Here is an 18704-nt window from a genome sequence, read left to right as displayed (position 1 = left end):
TGCTCTAATACGCAAGTTACCTGCCATTTTAAAACACAACGCTTAAAAACAAACACAATGCTTGAAATTAACAGTAAAGAAGACATTATAATTCCATTTGACAAGATTGGAGAAGACAATTGGGAAAGTAAAACACAATTAATTATTCAATCTATCGCCGAAAACTGGAATGACGAATTAAAAGAACCAATTTCAATTGAAGAAATACAAGAACTTGAAAATCTTTTGGGAACTACTTTGCCTAACAGCTTAAAAATATTCTATCAAAAATTTGGACTTGCAGACATTGGAGAACAATTACAAGACTTAAAGGAAATTGGTTGGATAAAAAATATTTGGGCTGAACAACCTCAATATGGACCAGATTTTACCGAAGAGGACAAAATACATTTACCATTTTTAGTTTCATTCAGCGATTATTTAGGAAATGGGAATATGTTTTGCTTTCACAGCGAAACAAAAGAAATTTATTATTTCGACCACGATAATAAACCATATATAACAAAAATGTTCAACACGGTTGACGAATATTTAAAAGGTTGTTTAATATTTGCCCAATCTGACCTATTTGGAGATGCTGAACAAGAAGACGTTGAAGAATGGACAGAGGAAATTGTGTCTGAAATTATAGGCGAAGAAACTGTTGAAAAATGGCGTTATTAACAAATTAAAAAAACGGCAGGTAACAAGGGTTTTGCAATAGTGGGGCGAAACTGCAAATTTCAACAGTTGTTCTTCGGTTCAACTTTTGTGCAAAATTTAAGTTTTATGCTTCGATTGCCCCACCATCGCAAAGCCCCAAAACGTTACCTGCCATTTTAGAACGACACGACTATGATAAACAACGGAGACATTTTCATAACAAAGCTCGACAGGAATTTTTTCGGAGCTTTTCGTATAATTAAAACGAAAGGAAAATTTGATTTTTCAGACTATGAGTTTTTTCTAATTTCAATAACTAATTTCATTGACACCAAAAAACCAGAAATCAATGACATTCGACTAACACAAACTCTTATCGAAAAGAGATTTTTTTTCAAAAACACACCAAGTATTAATATCTATTCTGGAAAAATAATTGAGAAAAATTTTGAGTATTTAGGAAACATTCCACTGACTGAAAAAGAAGAAAAATTAAAAATAAAAATTGGGGACGGAACTGACGGAGGATTTCAACTTTGTGGAGCTGTACAAAAAGACTTTGGTTTTCAGGCATTTTTGGAATGGAGATGGGAAAATGAAAATGAGATTGTATTAGCTGAACACGAAGAACAAAAGAAAAGAGCCGAAGAGTTAAGACGAAATGTAGTTATGAAACCTAAAGCAATGATGGTTGACAACCGATTTTGGGACATTATTTCTTTATTTAATTGGAACGAAGTAGATGATGACAAAATAGTTGAACCAGCAATTAAGCATTTATCAAAACTCAAAGTTTCTGACATAAAACAATTTCAAGAAAACCTGACATATAAACTTTATTGCCTTGACACAAAAGAACACGCCAAAAATATTGGAGACGGTTCTTATAATGAAACAGATGATTATGTTTCTGTTGACTTTTTTCTTTACGCAAGATGTAAAGCAGTTGCTAACGGACAACTATTTTATGAAGAAGTTTTAAAAGACCCAACGAAAATGCCAAAAGATGAAGACTTTGAAGTTTTATTGAGTATTTCTGACACTTCTTACGAACTTAAGACTAAAAAAGAATTAGATTATTTAACGGGTTGTGATTATGAAACTTATTCAAATAAAGATGGATGGAAATAAAAACGGCAGGTAACAAGGGTTTTGCAATAGTGGGGCGAAACTGCAAAGTTCAACGGTTGTTCTTCGGTTCAGCCTTTGTGCAAAATTGAAGTTTTGTGCTTCGATTGCCCCACCATCGCAAAGCCCCAAAACGTTGTGCGATATGCTAAAACAACAATCGTAAAACAAAGAAACTGACAAAAATGAATACACAAAAATTAAAGATTATTACAGACGGTTCAATAATTGCGATTGCAAACACAAAAAAGTATAATGAAACATTAGCCAACCAAACAAACTGGACTTGGAGGCAGTTAAATAATTTTATACTTGAAACAAATAAAGACAACTTAATTGTATTCGATACTTCTTGGGAAAATGAATGGACTGTTGAATTTTTAATTAATATCGAAACAGACAAAGCATATTTCAGAAAGTTTGGACAAAGCATAGAAGTTACAGACCAAAAATTATATCTGATAAATTGGACTGACTTAACTACGTCTCTACAATTTAAAGATACAAAACTACCTGATGAAATCAATAAGGACCTAAAATTTGACATAGAAAATGGTTTTTATAAAGTCGTTGTTAAACAACTTTTCAATCCAGAAGATTATGAATATGAAGCTGAAAATAAAATTAACTTCATAGTCGAGCTTTTTTCGCAATCTGAAAATCCAAATGTAAAAGCTGACAGCATTATCTGGACAGAAGATTTTCCAAACGATGACACTGTATTTTTATCAGACGAACGAAACGAATTTGACGATTTACTTGACAAAATGATAAACGAAAGTAAATAAAAAGCACAATCGCACAACAAGGGTTTTGCGTCAGGCGGGCTGATTGCAAAATTCAACGGTAGTTTTTCAATTGAACTTTAGTAATAATATCAGCTTTTGTACTTCGATTGCCCCACCATCGCAAAGCCCCAAAACGTTAGCGGTAATTTTAAAAAGAAACTTCACTAAAAGAAATGGAACAAAAAATATTTCACGACTTTGACTTTTCAGACTTTTGGGATGACAGCGAATATTCAATAAATGAATATGTTGGAGAATTTCCGACAGACGAGCTTATTATTTCGGTAGAAAAGGAATTGGATTACAAACTTCCAGCCTCGTACATAGAACTTATGAAACTTCACAATGGCGGAACGCCAAAAAACTGCTGTTTTCCTACAAGAGAAAGTACTTCATGGGCGGAAGACCATTGTGCGATAACAGGAATTATGGGAATTGGAAGAAAAAAAGCATCTTCATTATGCGGTAGTTTAGGAAGCCAATTTATGATTGATGAATGGGGATATCCGAATACCGGCATTTTCATTTGTGATTGTCCTTCAGCAGGACACGATATGATAATGTTAGACTATGAAAAATGTGGTAAATACGGAGAACCAGAAGTTGTACACGTTGACCAAGAATGGGATTATAAAAAAACTCTTTTAGCGAAAGACTTTGAAACATTTATTCGTGGACTTGTTAGCGAGGAAAATCTAAAAAATGATAAAAATGAAATATCTGACGAGGATGATTTAGAGGAAGAATGGTTTTCTGATGACTTTTGAGAATGTAAAAATAAAAAACTACCGCTAACAAGTGTTTACCTTCGGTGAGAGCTTCGCCGTTTGCGTCAGGCGGGCTGATTGCGAAATCTGGACTAAAGTTTTTCAATTGAACTTTAGTAATAATATCAACGTGTCCCGAAGTGTCGGGACAGGTCGTGCTCCGATTTCCCGCACATCGCAAATCTGCAAAACGTTGTGAGATATGAGACCAAAATTCTGCATAAAATGAAACAAGAAAACGAGATAGACATTTGTATCAACTTAATCAACTGGATTGAAAATGATGAAATTTCAAATGATGAAATCCTTTCATTAATTAAAACGAATGACTATTTAAGAAAAGCTGAAACATTAGACAAACAAAGGGTTGACAAAGCACCTGCATTATCATTGACTAAGATTATCGAAAATATTGAAGATGTTCTTAAAAATGCTGATGAAAGCCTATCTGTTCACAATCAAAGGTATAGATGCTCCTACCTTTCCATTGAAAGCAGACTTATACAAACTTGTGAAAATTTAGAATTGACAACCAATGAATTAATCAATTATCTATCAAAAGCAGAATATATAATTTTACAATCCCATTTTACTGAATTTATAATCCAAAAACTGTTGCTTCAAAATGATGTAACAATTTCTCTTGAATTAATTTCGAAAATTTCTGATAAAGCCTATCAATATTCAAGTTATAGATTAATTGCAAATTATTACGGGAAACTAGGAGACAAAAATAATTTCCTAAAAATTCTAAAAAAATGTAATGCAAGGAAAGATGTTTATGACCTCGAATGGATAAAAGAAATTTTTATTGAAACATATTCATCACAAAATTCATTGGAAAGCACATTTGAGCTTGTTGATAGAAAAGAATTTGGAAGTAAATATCTTATCCCAGCATTTTTACCAATCGCCAAAATCAATAGTTTTGACGAAATAATCACATCCTTAAACGACCCTAAATTTGAAGTTCCGAAACTTTATCTGAAAGAAATAATCCTTACAAGAGCATTTGAACTAAACCTAACTAATCAAAATAAAGAAAACTTTAACTACTTGTTGAATTTACTTGAAAAAATTCCCGCAAAAGTAAGGTATGGAATTTCAGATTTCAGTTTAAAAGATAATTTATGGACTTCTATTGCAGAAAGCCTAATAGAAAATAATATACAAGAATTTAAATCTGAAATAAACTATTGTATAAAACGAATAAATGCTAAAATTTTAAAAAATGGAGTTAAAGAACTAATGAAACAATAATGCCGAACGCACAACAAGGGCTTACCTTCGGTGAGGGCTACGCAGTTTGCGTCAGGTGGACTTATTGCAAAATCCTAAGCTAAAATCATACTTAAATTCCGTAAATTACCTCTTATACTACCCTTGCATCTAACAATACATGGTTTAAAGCTAAAATCAACAATATATTGCCTTTTCTTATTTCCAGGAGGATAAAATAAATAAACCAGCAAACGATTTAGAACGTAAAATTTTAAAAAATTTACCTTTTGCCAGACGTGGAAATGTGTTTGAAGACGAAAACTTAAATAGTTATTATAAACAAATGGAATGTTATATCACAAATCCAAATTACGAACCCAACGTAGAAATATTAACTGAAAATGAAAAGAAATGGGTAGAAAAAAGGCAATAAAATTTTAAAAGGCTAGCATTACCAGCATCAGTTTACTTATCAATATCCTAGCAAAACTTGCAGAAACAAATTTTACGTGTATATTTGCATAATCAATTATGTAATTAATTATGAATTTATTCGAACGAACAGGTAAAATGGCGATTGGAAGCCGATTACGCTTATTAACAGCAAAAGTAACCGAAGATGCTACAAAAATTTACGAGCTGTATGATATAGCAGATTTTTCGCCCAAGTGGTTTCCAGTATTCTTTGTCCTTTCAGAAAATGAAGCCAAAACTATTACAGAGATCGCTAACGAAATTGGTCATTCTCAACCATCCGTAACAAATATTATCAAAGAAATGGCTAAAGCGGGTTTGGTTTTAGATAAAATTAAATCTGATGATAAGCGGAGAAATGTTGTCGGACTTACAGAAAAAGGTATTGCGCTTGCGGATAAAATTATAAAAGAGCAGTGGCCAGATATAGAAATTTCTGTAGAAAACATGATCAACGAAGCCACGCACAATTTATGGGAAGCTATTGCAGAATGGGAATTTTTGTTGGAACAAAAGTCACTATTTAAGCGGGTGCAAGAACAAAAAAAGCTTAGAGAAAGCAAAGCTGTAGAGATTGTGCATTATGATACGAAATATCAATCAGCTTTTAAATCGCTTAATGAGGAATGGATTTCAAACTATTTCGAAATGGAAGAATCCGATTATAAAGCGCTGGACAATCCTGAAGAATATATTATAAGCAGAGGCGGAAAAATACTTGTAGCGCTTTATAAAGGCGAACCGTTGGGAGTTTGCGCTCTAATAAAAATGGACGACCCAGATTATGATTATGAAATGGCTAAAATGGCGGTTTCGCCAAAAGCACAAGGCAAAAATATTGGTTGGTTATTGGGTCAAGCGATAATAAACACAGCTAAAGATTTAGGAGCTTCGAAAATTTACCTAGAAAGCAACACTATTTTGAAACCTGCAATTAACTTATATTATAAACTAGGATTTCAGAAAATAAGCGGACGCCCAACGCCATACAAACGAGCAAATATTCAAATGGAATTAAATCTAAATGTTAAATAGAAAATGAAAAATATTGTTAAAAAAGAAAATGCCGTTTTTAGACAATTTCTAGGAGTAGATTTTGTAGTTCTTTCCATAGGTAACGATACTATGGTTACTAAAATGCTCTACAAAACAACAGATAATGTTCCGTTTCATAAACACCCAAATGAGCAAAGCGGATACGTTATTTCTGGTAAATACAATTTGAAATTTGAGGGAAATGAATATGTATTAACAACTGGCGATAGTTATTCTATTCCGGCCAACATAGAACATTCGATTGAAATTATTGAAGCGGGCGAAGTTGTAGATGTTTTCAGTCCGATAAGACAAGATTATTTGTAAAACCCGCTTGGCTTTAATAATAAAATCTTTTAGTAAATTGAGGTGTCAATTAACGATGATTTTATGAAAGCCAAAACAACATCCAGACGTGAGGCCATTCAACAGATTGGCCTCTTCTCTTCTGCACTGTGTTTTTTGCCAATGTTTTCTTGCAATAATGCGCAAAGCGATGACAACAACCAATCCGCCTCAACAAATGTAAATGCTCCATTACCATTTTTAATTCCGCCAAAAGATGAGCTAGCTGTTGGTCCGCTTGGTAGCAATATGAGAACCTTAATCCGTAGCGCCCAAACTAATAAGCAGTTCTCTTGCGTAGAAGCGGTGTTAGGTGCTAAAAAAATCGCCGGTGCACCACATAAACACAACAATTTAGATGAGTTGATGTATGTTTTAGAAGGAACGGCATCGGTTTTAATGGGCGACGAGGTTGTAAAAGTAACAGCTGGTAGTTGGCATTTAAGACCAAGAGGAATTGTACATGTAATTTGGAACGCAGAAAACGAGAATCTACGCCTTATAGACATGTATTTTAATCAAAATTTTGAAGATTATCTAGAAGAACTGTACTATAAAATCATTCCAGAAGTAATTGAACGAAAAATCTCTTTCGAAGACCCGGCAATTGCTAAACGAGTTGCCGAACTCGACAAAAAATTCGGACTGACCTATTATCCAGAAAAGAGCCAAGCAATAATTGAAAAATACGGCTTATCTTAAAAAATTATGGCACTTTTGCTAAGTTCCTAAACAATTAAAAATTATATGTCTATTACTTCAGAAGCAGAATTAAAGGGAATGCAGAAAGCAAGCGAAGCTGTTGCAGTTACGCTAAAAGAAATGATAAAATATGCCGAACCGGGAATGAGCACTAAGGAATTGGATAACTTTGGTGCTAAAATACTTTCTGCTTTTGGCGCTCAATCGGCTCCATTTTTAACTTACGGGTTTCCGGGATGTGCTTGCATAAGTGTCGATAACGAATTTTGCCACGGCATTCCATCAGAAAAAAGAATTTTAAAAACCGGCGATTTAATAAATATTGATGTTTCGGCAGAGCTTAATGGCTTTTGGGCCGATAATGGTGGCTCGTTTATACTAGGCGAAGATGTTAACCAACACCAAAAATTAGTAGATGCCTCTAAAGAAATTTTGAGAAAAGCAATTAGCAACATAAAAGGTGGTGTTAAAATAGCAGACATTGGTTTTTTGATGGAAACCGAAGCTAAGAAAAGAGGTTTTACCGTGATTAAGAATCTTGCAGGGCACGGCATCGGACGGAGTTTGCATGAACAACCGGATGAACTTTTTAATTACCAAAACAAATACGATTCGCGACGTTTTAAGAAAAATTCGGTTGTAGCCATAGAAACTTTCATATCTACAAACTCTACTTATGCCATAGAACTTAATGATGGTTGGACAATGGTTGGCAATAAAGGTGGCTATATGGCACAACATGAGCACACCATAGTCGTAACGGATGGAAATCCAATTATTTTAACGGAAATGAACGACGTATTAATTTAAAATAAGTTACAGCTTTTTACCATGGCGAAAGTAGCAGAGATTAAAACCAAAGAAAACGATTTAAGCGTAGACGCTTTTATAGATAGTTTTGATAATGAGCAAAAACGTGATGACATTCGAACAATTATAGAATTGATGCAAAATGCAAGTGGAGAACAACCGAAAATGTGGGGTGCTAAAATGATTGGCTTTGGCAACAAACGCTACAAAAGCCCGGCTAGTGGTCGCGAAGTAGACTGGTTTAAAATTGGTTTCTCTCCTCGCAAAGCGGATTTTTCTTTACATCTGGTGCTAACGTTGCAAAAGCACGAAGCGCAATTAAAGTCGCTCGGCAAACATAAAACGGGCGTTGGTTGCCTTTATATTAATAAACTTAACGACGTGGATTTGAAAGTTCTAGCCGATTTAATAAATGTTGCATTGAAAGAGAAATAAACCGCAAACTATTCCATCCTTATTTAAATGAAATCCACTTTTCTATTTTTATTTTCTTTGCTGATATTTAGTACAACCAATATAAAAGCAGTACAACAAGAAGATACTATACCCGTTCATGAAACTTTTACCCTTGCTTCAACAAATTTGGCTGAAACAAGAGTTATTAACGTTTGGAAACCAGCTGAATATAGTAACGGCAGTATAAAACTACCGGTTTTGTACATGTTAGATGGTGGTGTTAAAGAAGATTTCCCGCACCTTGCCAATACGTTATCAGAATTAGTAAGTAAAAAAGTGATACCACCTATTATGCTGGTTGGCATAGAAAATACCCAACGCCGAAGAGATTTAACAGGTTACACAGCTGTGGAGGAAGATAAAAAGATTGCGCCTATTGTTGGTGGTTCGGCAAAATTTAGGGCGTTTATTAAAGAAGAGCTTTTCCCGGCGGTTGAACAGAAATATCGCGTTAGCGAAGATAAATCGATTATCGGAGAATCTCTAGCAGGATTATTCATTGTAGAAACTTTACTTACAGATCCCAGCATGTTTGATAATTACATTGCTTTCGATCCGTCTTTATGGTGGAACGATCACCAATTGGTAAAAACGGGTAATTCTGTCATGGCTAAATTCCCGACAGAAAATAAACGTTTTTGGTTTGCTAGCTCTAACACTAAAGAGATTTACACCTTTACTAAAAAGCTCTCTAAAATATTAAACTCGACCAAAATCTCTAACCTAAAATGGGCTTACCATCATTACCGTAATACAAAACACGACACCATATTTAGAGCAAGTAAAAAAAGAGCGTTAATTTGGACTTTTGGCAACGATTAATATCAATAACAGGTTTGTATTGAAATCCATTCAGGGTTGATGTTCTCGACTGTCATATTTATCAATAATACCTCATTTCGCAAGTACGATTCTTTGTGCCTTCAACTCGAGCGAGTTTAACGACGAGAGATCTCTGCATATTTCAAAAATGGATTGCTTAAATGAGCAGGCAAATTTGCGCTTCCTAATTATTCAAAATGCTTGTTTTTAGCGCATTTGTAGGATGAAATCCTATAAAAACCGTTTTTTACAGGTATGCTGTAGCAGGTTTTTTGCGGTTTTATCGAAGCAGTCCAATACCTGTCCCCTGCTTACGTGGTAGCTGTTAAGTGGTTGTTATACTTGCCGATTAGGCAAACCCTATCCGACTTTTATTAATGTAGCGGTTACCAACTACCTAATCTTTTTATGTAGAGCTTAGCGTTTGAACCAATCTGGGCTACAAATAATAAGACCTCGTAGGTTTTAAAAACCTGCGAGGTCTAGCGATAAAAAAATATGGTAATGCAACGTATATCAATTCGCCTTTTTGCTGTTAAATTTTTCTATGGTGTTATAGAGGATCAAAAGACGATCCGCTGTTCCACTTAGCTGTCTAATCTGGCCGTTTAGGTTGTAGTCTACGCGTAAATCTCCTATCTGCCTTACTCGTCCATTTAGGTCGTAATCCACCCTGTCATCACCGATTTGACGGATTCGGTTATTGAGATCATAATCCACCCGCAGGTCGCCAAATTGACGAACCCTCCCATTCAAGTCGTAATCTACCCTTACATCACCAATTTGCCTAACCCGATGGTTTAAATCGTAGTCAACTCTTTTATCACCAATCTGCCTAACCCTACCGCTCAAATCATAGTCTACCCGCTGGTCTCCAACCTGCCTAACGCGGTCGTTCAAATCGTAATCTACTCGAGTATCGCCAATTTGCCTAACCCTTCCGCTCAGGTCATAATCTACCCGCATGCCATATAGTTCCCGTACCCTACCGCTTAGGTCGTAATCAACATGCGTAGCGCTATTTGCATTGCTTCCAGAAGTAACCTGCACCTTATTTTGTAAGGTCCCTTTTAAATCTAACAATGCACGCTTTGCATCCTTTTGAATAACGAGATGCTGGTTTTTATCTTCATTCGCGGATGACAACTTAACTATCTGAGCATTAAGCGCAAAAGAAGACAATAAAAACGTAAATAAAAGAAAGCTGTTTTTCATCATAAAATGAGTAATTGGGTAATTATACAATTAACGAAATCTTTAGCAAGGATTGTATCTTTTAGGAGTTAACATCAAATTCGTTACCGAAAAACCACGCAGTAACATCTTGTGCTGTAAAAGTAAGACCTCGTAGGTTTTAAAAACCTGCGAGGTCTAGAAGAAATAGCTAGCGAAAAGACTAAGCTACAACAGCTTTTTAGTTCCGTCTATACCTATCTTATACCATTTACCACTTTCAAACAATGCACCTTCGTGTTTGCCCTTATGTTGGTTAACATCTATACCTAAAACTTTGCCGTTGTAGTAAAAGCCAACATTAGTAGCAGTAATGGTATGCCCAACTATAATCCGTTTTACTTTATAAATTGCTAGCGTTTCGTTTACCTCAGCTTCGGTAGCTTTCGGCTCAGCAAAATAGCCTCGGTACCAAAAAACAGAAGATTTAGTACCATCAAATAGCTTATAAATTTTCTCGTCGGTTATTTGACTCTTGTTTTTTGCTTTATCATAAAAAGGTCTACTACCATCGTTAATTTGTTTCAGGCTTAGTTGTAGTTTGTTTATTTCTGGCGCTACGCCAGCGTGTAAACAAAGGTTATCCCCTATTTTTTCGACAAGATTTTTGCTTCTTAACCAACGTCCAAGTTCCGTATCAACGCTGTATAACTCCATATAATCTATGCCCATTAATTTAGCATTTTCCAAGTACTTTTTTTCCAAGTACCTCAAATCGCCACTTAAGTTCATAATATCATGGTTGCCTAAAATAGTATGCAAATAACCGCCTTTAGCCTTTGCGTCTTGCTCTAATTTGTAAAGTAGCCATATGGTTTCTGCTACTTGGCTTCCTCTGTCAAACAAATCGCCACAAATAACCAAATGACCTTTGCCAAATATCCAGTTATACTGCTCATCTATCACCTTGTTAGCCAGCAGCAATTTTCTTAACGCTTCAAATTCGCCCTCAATATCAGAAATTGCAATTAGTTTATCAGGTTGTTTAAAAGAAACAGGTTCGTTTTTTATAGTCTTTTGCAACTTCACAGAAAAATTCCACTCCGGATGATTAGAGAATTTTACTTCAACAGGCAAATTTTGCATCTCTGCCAACTCAAATTCCCTCACAACAGCTTCTTGCTTTCCACCCTTTTCTACAATAGTTCTAACTATAATTTTGTCGTTTTTGTAGCTGATATATGGGCCATCATTTTGATTTTCTACAACATTACTAGCGCCAACAAAACTTGGCACTAGTAATAAAATTGCAACTATTATTGCTTTCATTTATTCTTTTTTAATGAAGGTACTATTTATAAGCTTCATTTTGTTGCATATTGGGGTTAGCATTCATTTCTGCTAAAGGAATTGGCAACACTGTTTTATTAGAATTTGCTGGAATGGCAATTGTTAAACCTCCGGTACGATGTTTTGTAAATGCCAATTTGTTACGCGTAAGATCAAACAAACGGTGGCCTTCAAAAGCAAACTCTTTGCGGTTTTCTTCTAAGATTAAGGTTTGCAATGCAGCACCTGTAGCGGTTGTAGTTGGTTTAGAAGCATCGGCACGCTTAGCGATTACATCTAAATCGGCCGCTGCTAATGCATCTTTACCGGTTTGTTTTGCTCTAGCTTCGGCACGTATCAAATAAACCTCCGATAAACGAATGACCTTCACACCTTCTTCAAATGTAGTAATGTTATTATACTTTGTAATCAAGTTTGCGGGGTTCTCTCCACCGCTTCGACTGCTTTTTGTCATAAAACCACGACGAACATCTGTAGCAGTATAAGCATTATACAAATCATCAGTTGCTAAACCATCGCCATAACTAGAGCCTTGAAAAAGAAAAGCTGCCAAGCGATCGGTACCTAAATTGCTGGTACTGTTGTAAACTACTTCGAAAATTGCTTCAGCATTATTTTGCGTTCTAAAATTGGTTGAACCGCTCACCAAATTGGCATTAGTTAACAAGGTAAATTTATTAGCAGTAATTACATCATTTGCCATTAATTCTGCATTTGGATAATCTTCCATATATAAATAAACCCTGGCCAATAATGCTTTTGCAGCATAGTGGCTAATATGCCCTTTGTTTGAAGCGCTAAATCCAACTGGTGTTGTAGGCATTAAAGCAATCGCTTTTTTCAAATCATCAACAATTTGAGTATAGCCTTCTTTAACCGTATTTCTTTTAGGATTGATGATATCTTCCTTACTGGTGCCGCTTTTTATTAGTACCGGAACACCTAAATGTGTTGCACCAGCAGTTGCGTTATAAGGCAAAGCATATAATCTTAACAAATCAAAATGCGCCAAGGCTCTTAAAGCATAAGCTTCGCCCACTAAATGGTTAACTTCAGCTTGCTCGCTCGTTGCAACAGTTAGTTTTTCGCCTTTGGCAATAATAATATTTGCATTTACAATGGTGCGATACATAATATTCCACGAACCAGAAGCCGTACCATCATTGGTGTTAGTGGTGTACAAATCGTAACTGGTGTACCTATTAGAGTTTTTACGACTGATATACATATTATCTGCCATTAAATCTGGCAAAACAACAATGCTACGTCCGTAATATGCGGCGCTTTGCAACATAGTGTAAGTTCCCATTACCGCTGCTTTTGTGGTAGGCAAATCTATTACCACTACATCTACCGCCATTTGCTGTTCTGGATTAATTTCCAGAAAATCTTTGCTACATGCGCTTAATGATAAAGCAATCATTGATGCACAAACTATTTTATATAATTTTTTCATGTGATTATTTAGCTTAAAATTTAACATCTAACCCTAACAAAGCTGTTCTGTAAACCGGTATGTTTTTATCGGCAAACCCATCTATGCCAACTTCTGGATCGAAAGTCACCCTATCATCTTTGATATAGGTGAATAAGTTGTTTGCTCTGAAATACAAACTAGCACTCGATATTTTAGTAGACTTTAACCATTTGTTTGGCAATTGATAAGCCAAGGTTACCTCTCTTAAACGAACATAGTCTCCATCGTATAAAAATCTGGTTGACTGCTGACTTGAAGCGCCCGATTGTGTACCCAAGTAAACAATTTTAGGTTGTAAGGTAACATCACCAGGTTTCTGCCATCTATTTTCGTAAGTATAACGGGTCATTTTAGCTGTTGGTGCAAAACCTTGCGAACCGTCAGATGCACCACTTGCACCGTAATTATCGTAAATTTTGTTTCCTACGGTAAAGTAAAGTTGGAAGCTTAATGAGAAGCCTTTGTAGCTAAAAGTATTGGTCAAACCCCCAAAGAAATCTGGCAAGGCACTACCTTGGTTAAATTGCTTTGCCGAGCCATAAACGTTTGTTGTTTGAGTTTTAGTTTCATCAACATACCACAAAGCTTCGCCGTTATCTGGATTTACTCCTGCATAACCTGGGTAATAGATTTGATAAAAATCTCCGCCTACAAATCGGTTGTAACCACCAGTAATAATTGGACTAGTTAACTCGGTAATTTTGTTTTTCATGGTAGAGATGTTAAAACTAGTTCTCCACTCTAAACCATCGCCTTTTGGCTGAATATTGATACTGTTTAATTCTAGCTCTAAACCACTATTTTTTATAGCACCAACATTGTCTAAATAACTTGTTAGGCCATTAGTTGCAGAGATTGGTCTGCTTAGCAACAAGCCAGAACTTTCTCTCGAATAATATTCGAAGGTTCCTGTTAATCTGTTTTTAAGTACACCAAAATCTAAACCGATGTTAAATGGTTTATTTTTTTCCCATGTTAAAAGGTTGTTACCATAGTTAGAGAAAATTAAACCCGGAGAATTATCATAAGCTGTAGCTGTGTACAACGCTCTTGAAGCGAAATTACTAATGTCTTGATTTCCGTTTACACCATAACTTGTACGCAAACGCAAATCAGAGAAAATCTTTTGATCGCTCATAAAGTCTTCTTTGATAACATTCCAAGAAGCGCCTAATGACCAGAAGTTACCGTAACGTCTATCAGAACCAAATCTTGATGAACCGTCTCTACGAAACGATGCACTTAAATAGTATTTAGATTGATAATCTGCCGATGCATTCGCAAAAACAGAGTTCAGCGAATTAGCAGTAGCATCTTGTCCGCCATCCATTAAAATTGAAGCATTATCTAAAGTGTAAGTGTTTGGCAAGAAATTACGTCTTTGTACAAAGTTGCCTGTTTCTGTAACTTTTTGTGCCTCGTAACCAACGTAAGTTTTTAAACCAATATCTCCAAAAGTTTTGTTGTAACGCAAAATAGAAGTGTTTACCCAATTAGTAGTACGATCTGTACTTGAGGTAGCTCTACCACCATCTGTACGAGAAGTACCAACACCAGATTTATTATACTCAAAATCTTCGCCATACAAAAAGTTAATGTTCGATTGATTTTCGATAGTTAAATCTTTTACGATTTCGTATTTGGCTAAGAAATTACCGATTAAAGCATAAGCTTTTCTAGTGGTATAGCTTTCTTTAACCTGCGCAATAGGATTATAACGGTTAAAATAACTAAAATCGTAAGTACCATCATCATTATATGCTTTTAAAAACGGCTGTGTTAAAGCATACATTCTTATTGGATTACCGAAGGTACTTCCGTCTGCTTGCGTATGGTTGTTACGGTTATTTACTTGTAAACCCCCAGAGATTGATAATTTATCAGTTACTTGATTGCTTAACCTAACATTAGCTGTACTTCTAGTAAAATCACTACCTAAAACTGGAGCCTTGGCAATGTAATGACTGCCAGAAACGTAGAATTTTGTTTTTTCGTTACCACCACTAATAGAAAGATCTGCTTGGGTGTGGTTACCAGTACGAGTTAGCAAATCGAACCAATCTGTATTAACATTTTGGTTTACATTCTGCAAGGTCATTTCGGCTGCAAAAGTGTTTGGGTCGTTACCTTTATTTACCCAACCTTCTTTCAAAAGTTCCACCATTTCGGCAGTATTTAAAAGCTTGCTTCCTTTTACTTGTATAATATTATTTACACCAGATTGTACAGAAGCCGAAACCACTGTGTTGCCAGCTTTGCCGCTTTTAGTAGTTACCAGAATTACGCCATTAGCAGCTCTAGAGCCATAAATTGACGCTGCAGAAGCATCCTTTAAAACAGTTACACTTTCTACATCGTAACTGTTTAAACCAGAAACTTGGCCGGCATCAATTGGAATACCATCTACAACATATAAAGGGCCACTGCCAGCACTTACAGAACCAATACCACGAATACGTACGTTTGGCAATGCACCTGGCTGACCAGAACCATTACTAGACACCACACCTGCAACATTACCTTGCAAACTTTCTTGTAAACTTGCTCTTGGTGCGCCATTAATTATGGCTCCTTTTAATTCTTTAGCGGACCCTGTAAACGATGCCTTGGTTTGTTTGCCATAGGCAACAACCATAACTTCGTCTAAGTTTTGTGTTGATGCGTTAAGCGTAATATTTCTAACAATTTCGCTATTGCCCACTGTTATCGTTTGGCTAAATTTATCGAAGCCGATGTAACTAGCTGTAAGCGTATAAGTACCTGCTGTTGGCACACTAAAACTGTAATCACCATTATCGCCAGAGGCTTTGTTTTGGTTATAATTTGCGCCAGACAATGTAACGTTTACGCCAGGTATTGGCAAACCTTTATCGTCTAAAACCCGACCTTTAACAATAGCGGTAACTTTTAGCGTACTGTTTAATGACGCTTCTTTTTCTTTGCGCTTTAGCAGCACCGTGTTTCCAACAATTTTAAAATCTAAGGGCAACTGTTTGGCAAACTCATCTAATGCTGTTTCTAATGTTGCGTTTTTAAGGTTGATAGTAATTTTCGCTGTACGCACGTCTTTTGTATCGTAAAAAAAAGTATATCCGGTTTGCTTTTTTAAACTTGACAAAACTTTTTCTAAAGGAGCGTTGTTTTCCTTTAAGTTAATTTGGCTGAAGCTAGCTGAAGCCTTCAAAATAGCCAAAAACACTAGAAGCGATGTTAACTTCATGATTTTTAATAATTTAAGCGGTAGCCATGTTTTTCGCACAGCTTTAGTAATCGTATTAAAATGCATACTTTTGTAATGTTTGGGTTAATACTTAAATAGTTCTCAAAATTGTTTTATCCAGTTTCTGGAAAGGATTAATTCGGCTTTTCCGCAGTTGTGCGCCAACACTTCTGCGGATTTTTTTTGCCCAATAACCTAAGTCTTAAAGGCGTTCTTCATAATTTGTTTGTTTTTGGTTGTTTTTGGTTTATTTAGATTATTGACTAACTATTATTTGTTTCCCTTCTACACGAAAGTGTACTTTATAAAAGCTCAGGATTTCGAAAACTTGATTAAGGTTTAGGTTACGGCTTATTTCTCCAGAGAAATCGTTGTTAGGTAATTTGCCTTCGTATGCTACATCAACATCGTACCACCTGCTAATTTGCCTCATCACAGTTTTTAAATCGGCATCTTTAAACAAGAAAACTCCGTTTTTCCAAGCTATAGCTTCTTCGGCATTCACGTTTGCGACTTTTAATCCGTATAAATTTACTTCGCTTTGCTGCCCCGGCTTTAGGCTTACGGTTTTAATATTGTCTTTCTTAAAACTCGTTACATTAACTGCGCCTTCCAACAGCGTTGTTTTGCTGGCGTCCTCGTCAGTATAGCAATTCACATTAAAGTGAGTACCTAATACGGTTACTTCTTGATTTTGGCTTGCTACAACAAATGGCATGTTTTTACCATTTGCTGAATTAGCTTTCGAGACCTCGAAATACGCCTCCCCTGTTAAGTTAACCTTACGTTGGCTACCGCTAAAAAAGGTGGGATATTTTAATGATGACGCTGCATTTAACCAAACTTTACTACCATCTGGCAAATGAATTTGATATTGCCCGCCTTTTGGTGTAGAAATAGTATTAAACGTTGGTTTTACGTTTTGGCGGTTGCTTACACTATAAATTAATTGGCCATCTTTAGTTTTTGTTACCACGATTCCATTTTGATCGGCCAACTTCCCATCATTTGCGTCGTCTAACGTAATAACATTGCCGTTGGCTAAAGTTAGCGTAGCTCTGTAGCCACCTGGCTTTATAACCGCTATTTGTTGTTGTGTTTGTACAGATTTACCAACAGCAGATTTTGCTTGATATAAGTAAAACCAGATACCTGCTACCAAAACGAATATCGCTGCGGCAGATAGACGAGCCCAAATTGTGAATCGATTGTATTTTTTAGGTTGGGTTGCTTTAGCAATATTCGACCAAGCTTCGTCTAAATTTTTTTCCAATTCAAACTCGTCAATAATCAAGGCATTATCTTTAGCCGTTTTTGCATACCAAACCTTTAAAAGATTCTTCTCCTCCGGAGTTAATGAGCCTAACTTATACTTTTCTAAAAGTGATTTTGCGTCTATTTTTTGCATAGCTTACAAAACTAAATTGTGTTTTGTAAGGCTAAGACAATTAACATTAGCCTTGGTAGTAGAGTAAAGAAAAAAAATTATAACGGAAAAAACATGGTAATAAAAACATTGATTTTGGGGCGTAAAATTTTAATTGCGTTGCCGATTTGTTTTTTAACCGTTTTATCAGAAATATTTAATTTATCGGCAATTTCTTTATGAGATAGGTGATCTCTTCTACTCATCACAAAAACCTCTCGCATTTTGGCCGGCAATAAATCAACTTCCCTTTCTATAATATTAATAAGTTCTCTTTCCATTAAGCTTTCCTCTAAACTCATTTCGCCTAGGTTTATCACCTGCTGTAAAGAATTTAGATATTTCACCTCAAATTTTTGATGTGCGAGAATATTAAGCACCTTGTTTCGCACTGCGCTATACAAGTAAGATTTCACTGATGAAGAAATAAATAACTCATCTTTTTTATGCCAAAGTGTAGTAAAAACTTCCTGAATTACATCTTTTGTTTCGTCTTCATCCTGCAACATTCGTTTAGCATGAAGATAAAGCGCAACTTTATACCTATCGTACAATTCTTCAAAAGCACCATGGTCTCCAGAGCGCATAAAGTCTAGGAGCTCAAAATCAGACGTTGTTGTATAAATTGGCATATTGTTTGGCCAAAAATTGTATGTTGGTAAACTGAACCAATGTTAACCAAATTTTAGGGATTATAGAAATGATTTATACGCTTATAATTCAATTCGATTTATAGAATTTACCAGAACAAATCCTTGCCAAACTTTGCTACCTGGTTCTATAATCTAATAGATTTATTTTTCAGGAAACACTTAAACAGGCTAATTACGGACTAATAATACCTCAAATGTAGCCTAATCGAAAAACT

18 protein-coding genes are annotated in these 18704 nt (G+C 35.6%); 12 read left to right on the top strand and 6 right to left on the bottom strand.

All coding sequences use genetic code 11. The features are described 5' to 3' along the window. The first annotated feature begins 57 nt into the window (after window positions 1-57). The 12 genes from DUT69_RS05870 to DUT69_RS05815 all read left to right on the top strand — a co-directional run bounded on the left by DUT69_RS05870 (window position 58) and on the right by DUT69_RS05815 (window position 9190). Window positions 58-663, top strand: coding sequence for an SMI1/KNR4 family protein (locus DUT69_RS05870; protein WP_113652166.1), 606 nt, complete (start codon window positions 58-60; stop codon window positions 661-663). A 171-nt stretch (window positions 664-834) separates the two neighbouring features. Continuing rightward, window positions 835-1773 (top strand): DUF4240 domain-containing protein, encoded by a 939-nt coding sequence (locus tag DUT69_RS05865; protein WP_113652165.1) that lies wholly within the window; start codon window positions 835-837, stop codon window positions 1771-1773. A gap of 182 nt (window positions 1774-1955) precedes the next feature. Next, window positions 1956-2558, top strand: a complete 603-nt coding sequence (locus tag DUT69_RS05860) for a hypothetical protein (protein ID WP_113652164.1) — start codon at window positions 1956-1958, stop codon at window positions 2556-2558. A 173-nt stretch (window positions 2559-2731) separates the two neighbouring features. Beyond that, a complete protein-coding gene (locus tag DUT69_RS05855) occupies window positions 2732-3325 on the top strand; it encodes an SMI1/KNR4 family protein (protein ID WP_113652163.1) in 594 nt (197 codons plus the stop codon). A gap of 225 nt (window positions 3326-3550) precedes the next feature. After that, window positions 3551-4585, top strand: coding sequence for a hypothetical protein (locus DUT69_RS05850; RefSeq protein ID WP_113652162.1), 1035 nt, complete (start codon window positions 3551-3553; stop codon window positions 4583-4585). A gap of 166 nt (window positions 4586-4751) precedes the next feature. Next, window positions 4752-4979: a YARHG domain-containing protein gene (locus tag DUT69_RS19530; RefSeq protein ID WP_113652161.1), complete on the top strand. Its 228-nt coding sequence runs from the start codon at window positions 4752-4754 to the stop codon at window positions 4977-4979. 110 nt (window positions 4980-5089) lie between these two features. Then, complete coding sequence (locus DUT69_RS05840; RefSeq protein WP_113652160.1) at window positions 5090-6055, top strand: bifunctional helix-turn-helix transcriptional regulator/GNAT family N-acetyltransferase; 966 nt, start codon at window positions 5090-5092, stop codon at window positions 6053-6055. A gap of 3 nt (window positions 6056-6058) precedes the next feature. After that, window positions 6059-6382: a cupin domain-containing protein gene (locus DUT69_RS05835; RefSeq protein WP_113652159.1), complete on the top strand. Its 324-nt coding sequence runs from the start codon at window positions 6059-6061 to the stop codon at window positions 6380-6382. A 63-nt stretch (window positions 6383-6445) separates the two neighbouring features. Next, window positions 6446-7102: a cupin domain-containing protein gene (locus DUT69_RS05830; RefSeq protein ID WP_113652158.1), complete on the top strand. Its 657-nt coding sequence runs from the start codon at window positions 6446-6448 to the stop codon at window positions 7100-7102. A 45-nt stretch (window positions 7103-7147) separates the two neighbouring features. After that, entirely contained in the window at window positions 7148-7912 is a 765-nt protein-coding gene (gene map, locus DUT69_RS05825; RefSeq protein WP_113652157.1) for a type I methionyl aminopeptidase, read from the top strand. A 21-nt stretch (window positions 7913-7933) separates the two neighbouring features. Then, window positions 7934-8347 carry a DUF1801 domain-containing protein gene (locus tag DUT69_RS05820; RefSeq protein WP_113652156.1) on the top strand — a complete coding sequence of 138 codons (414 nt, stop codon included), beginning with the start codon at window positions 7934-7936 and terminating at the stop codon, window positions 8345-8347. Window positions 8348-8374: 27 nt separating this feature from the next. Then, window positions 8375-9190, top strand: a complete 816-nt coding sequence (locus DUT69_RS05815) for an alpha/beta hydrolase (RefSeq protein ID WP_113652155.1) — start codon at window positions 8375-8377, stop codon at window positions 9188-9190. 516 nt (window positions 9191-9706) lie between these two features. Here DUT69_RS05815 and DUT69_RS05810 read toward each other — a convergent pair. From DUT69_RS05810 to DUT69_RS05785, 6 genes are all read right to left on the bottom strand, one after another. Next, window positions 9707-10408 carry a hypothetical protein gene (locus DUT69_RS05810; protein ID WP_162796189.1) on the bottom strand — a complete coding sequence of 234 codons (702 nt, stop codon included), beginning with the start codon at window positions 10406-10408 and terminating at the stop codon, window positions 9707-9709. A gap of 183 nt (window positions 10409-10591) precedes the next feature. Then, window positions 10592-11692: a metallophosphoesterase gene (locus tag DUT69_RS05805; RefSeq protein ID WP_113652153.1), complete on the bottom strand. Its 1101-nt coding sequence runs from the start codon at window positions 11690-11692 to the stop codon at window positions 10592-10594. A 22-nt stretch (window positions 11693-11714) separates the two neighbouring features. Further along, on the bottom strand, window positions 11715-13169 hold the full coding sequence (locus DUT69_RS05800) for a RagB/SusD family nutrient uptake outer membrane protein (RefSeq protein ID WP_162796188.1): 1455 nt from the start codon (window positions 13167-13169) through the stop codon (window positions 11715-11717). Window positions 13170-13182: 13 nt separating this feature from the next. Beyond that, window positions 13183-16410 carry a SusC/RagA family TonB-linked outer membrane protein gene (locus DUT69_RS05795; protein WP_162796187.1) on the bottom strand — a complete coding sequence of 1076 codons (3228 nt, stop codon included), beginning with the start codon at window positions 16408-16410 and terminating at the stop codon, window positions 13183-13185. Window positions 16411-16666: 256 nt separating this feature from the next. Continuing rightward, window positions 16667-17818, bottom strand: a complete 1152-nt coding sequence (locus tag DUT69_RS05790) for a FecR family protein (protein WP_113652150.1) — start codon at window positions 17816-17818, stop codon at window positions 16667-16669. A 77-nt stretch (window positions 17819-17895) separates the two neighbouring features. Beyond that, window positions 17896-18468: an RNA polymerase sigma-70 factor gene (locus DUT69_RS05785; RefSeq protein WP_113652149.1), complete on the bottom strand. Its 573-nt coding sequence runs from the start codon at window positions 18466-18468 to the stop codon at window positions 17896-17898. Window positions 18469-18704: the final 236 nt, after the last annotated feature.

Origin of the sequence: Pedobacter namyangjuensis, assembly GCF_003313325.1 — a bacterium.
GTDB classification, from domain to species: domain Bacteria; phylum Bacteroidota; class Bacteroidia; order Sphingobacteriales; family Sphingobacteriaceae; genus Pedobacter; species Pedobacter namyangjuensis.
Note: the sequence above shows the minus strand (reverse complement) of the source record. Positions and strands in the feature narration are given on the sequence as shown.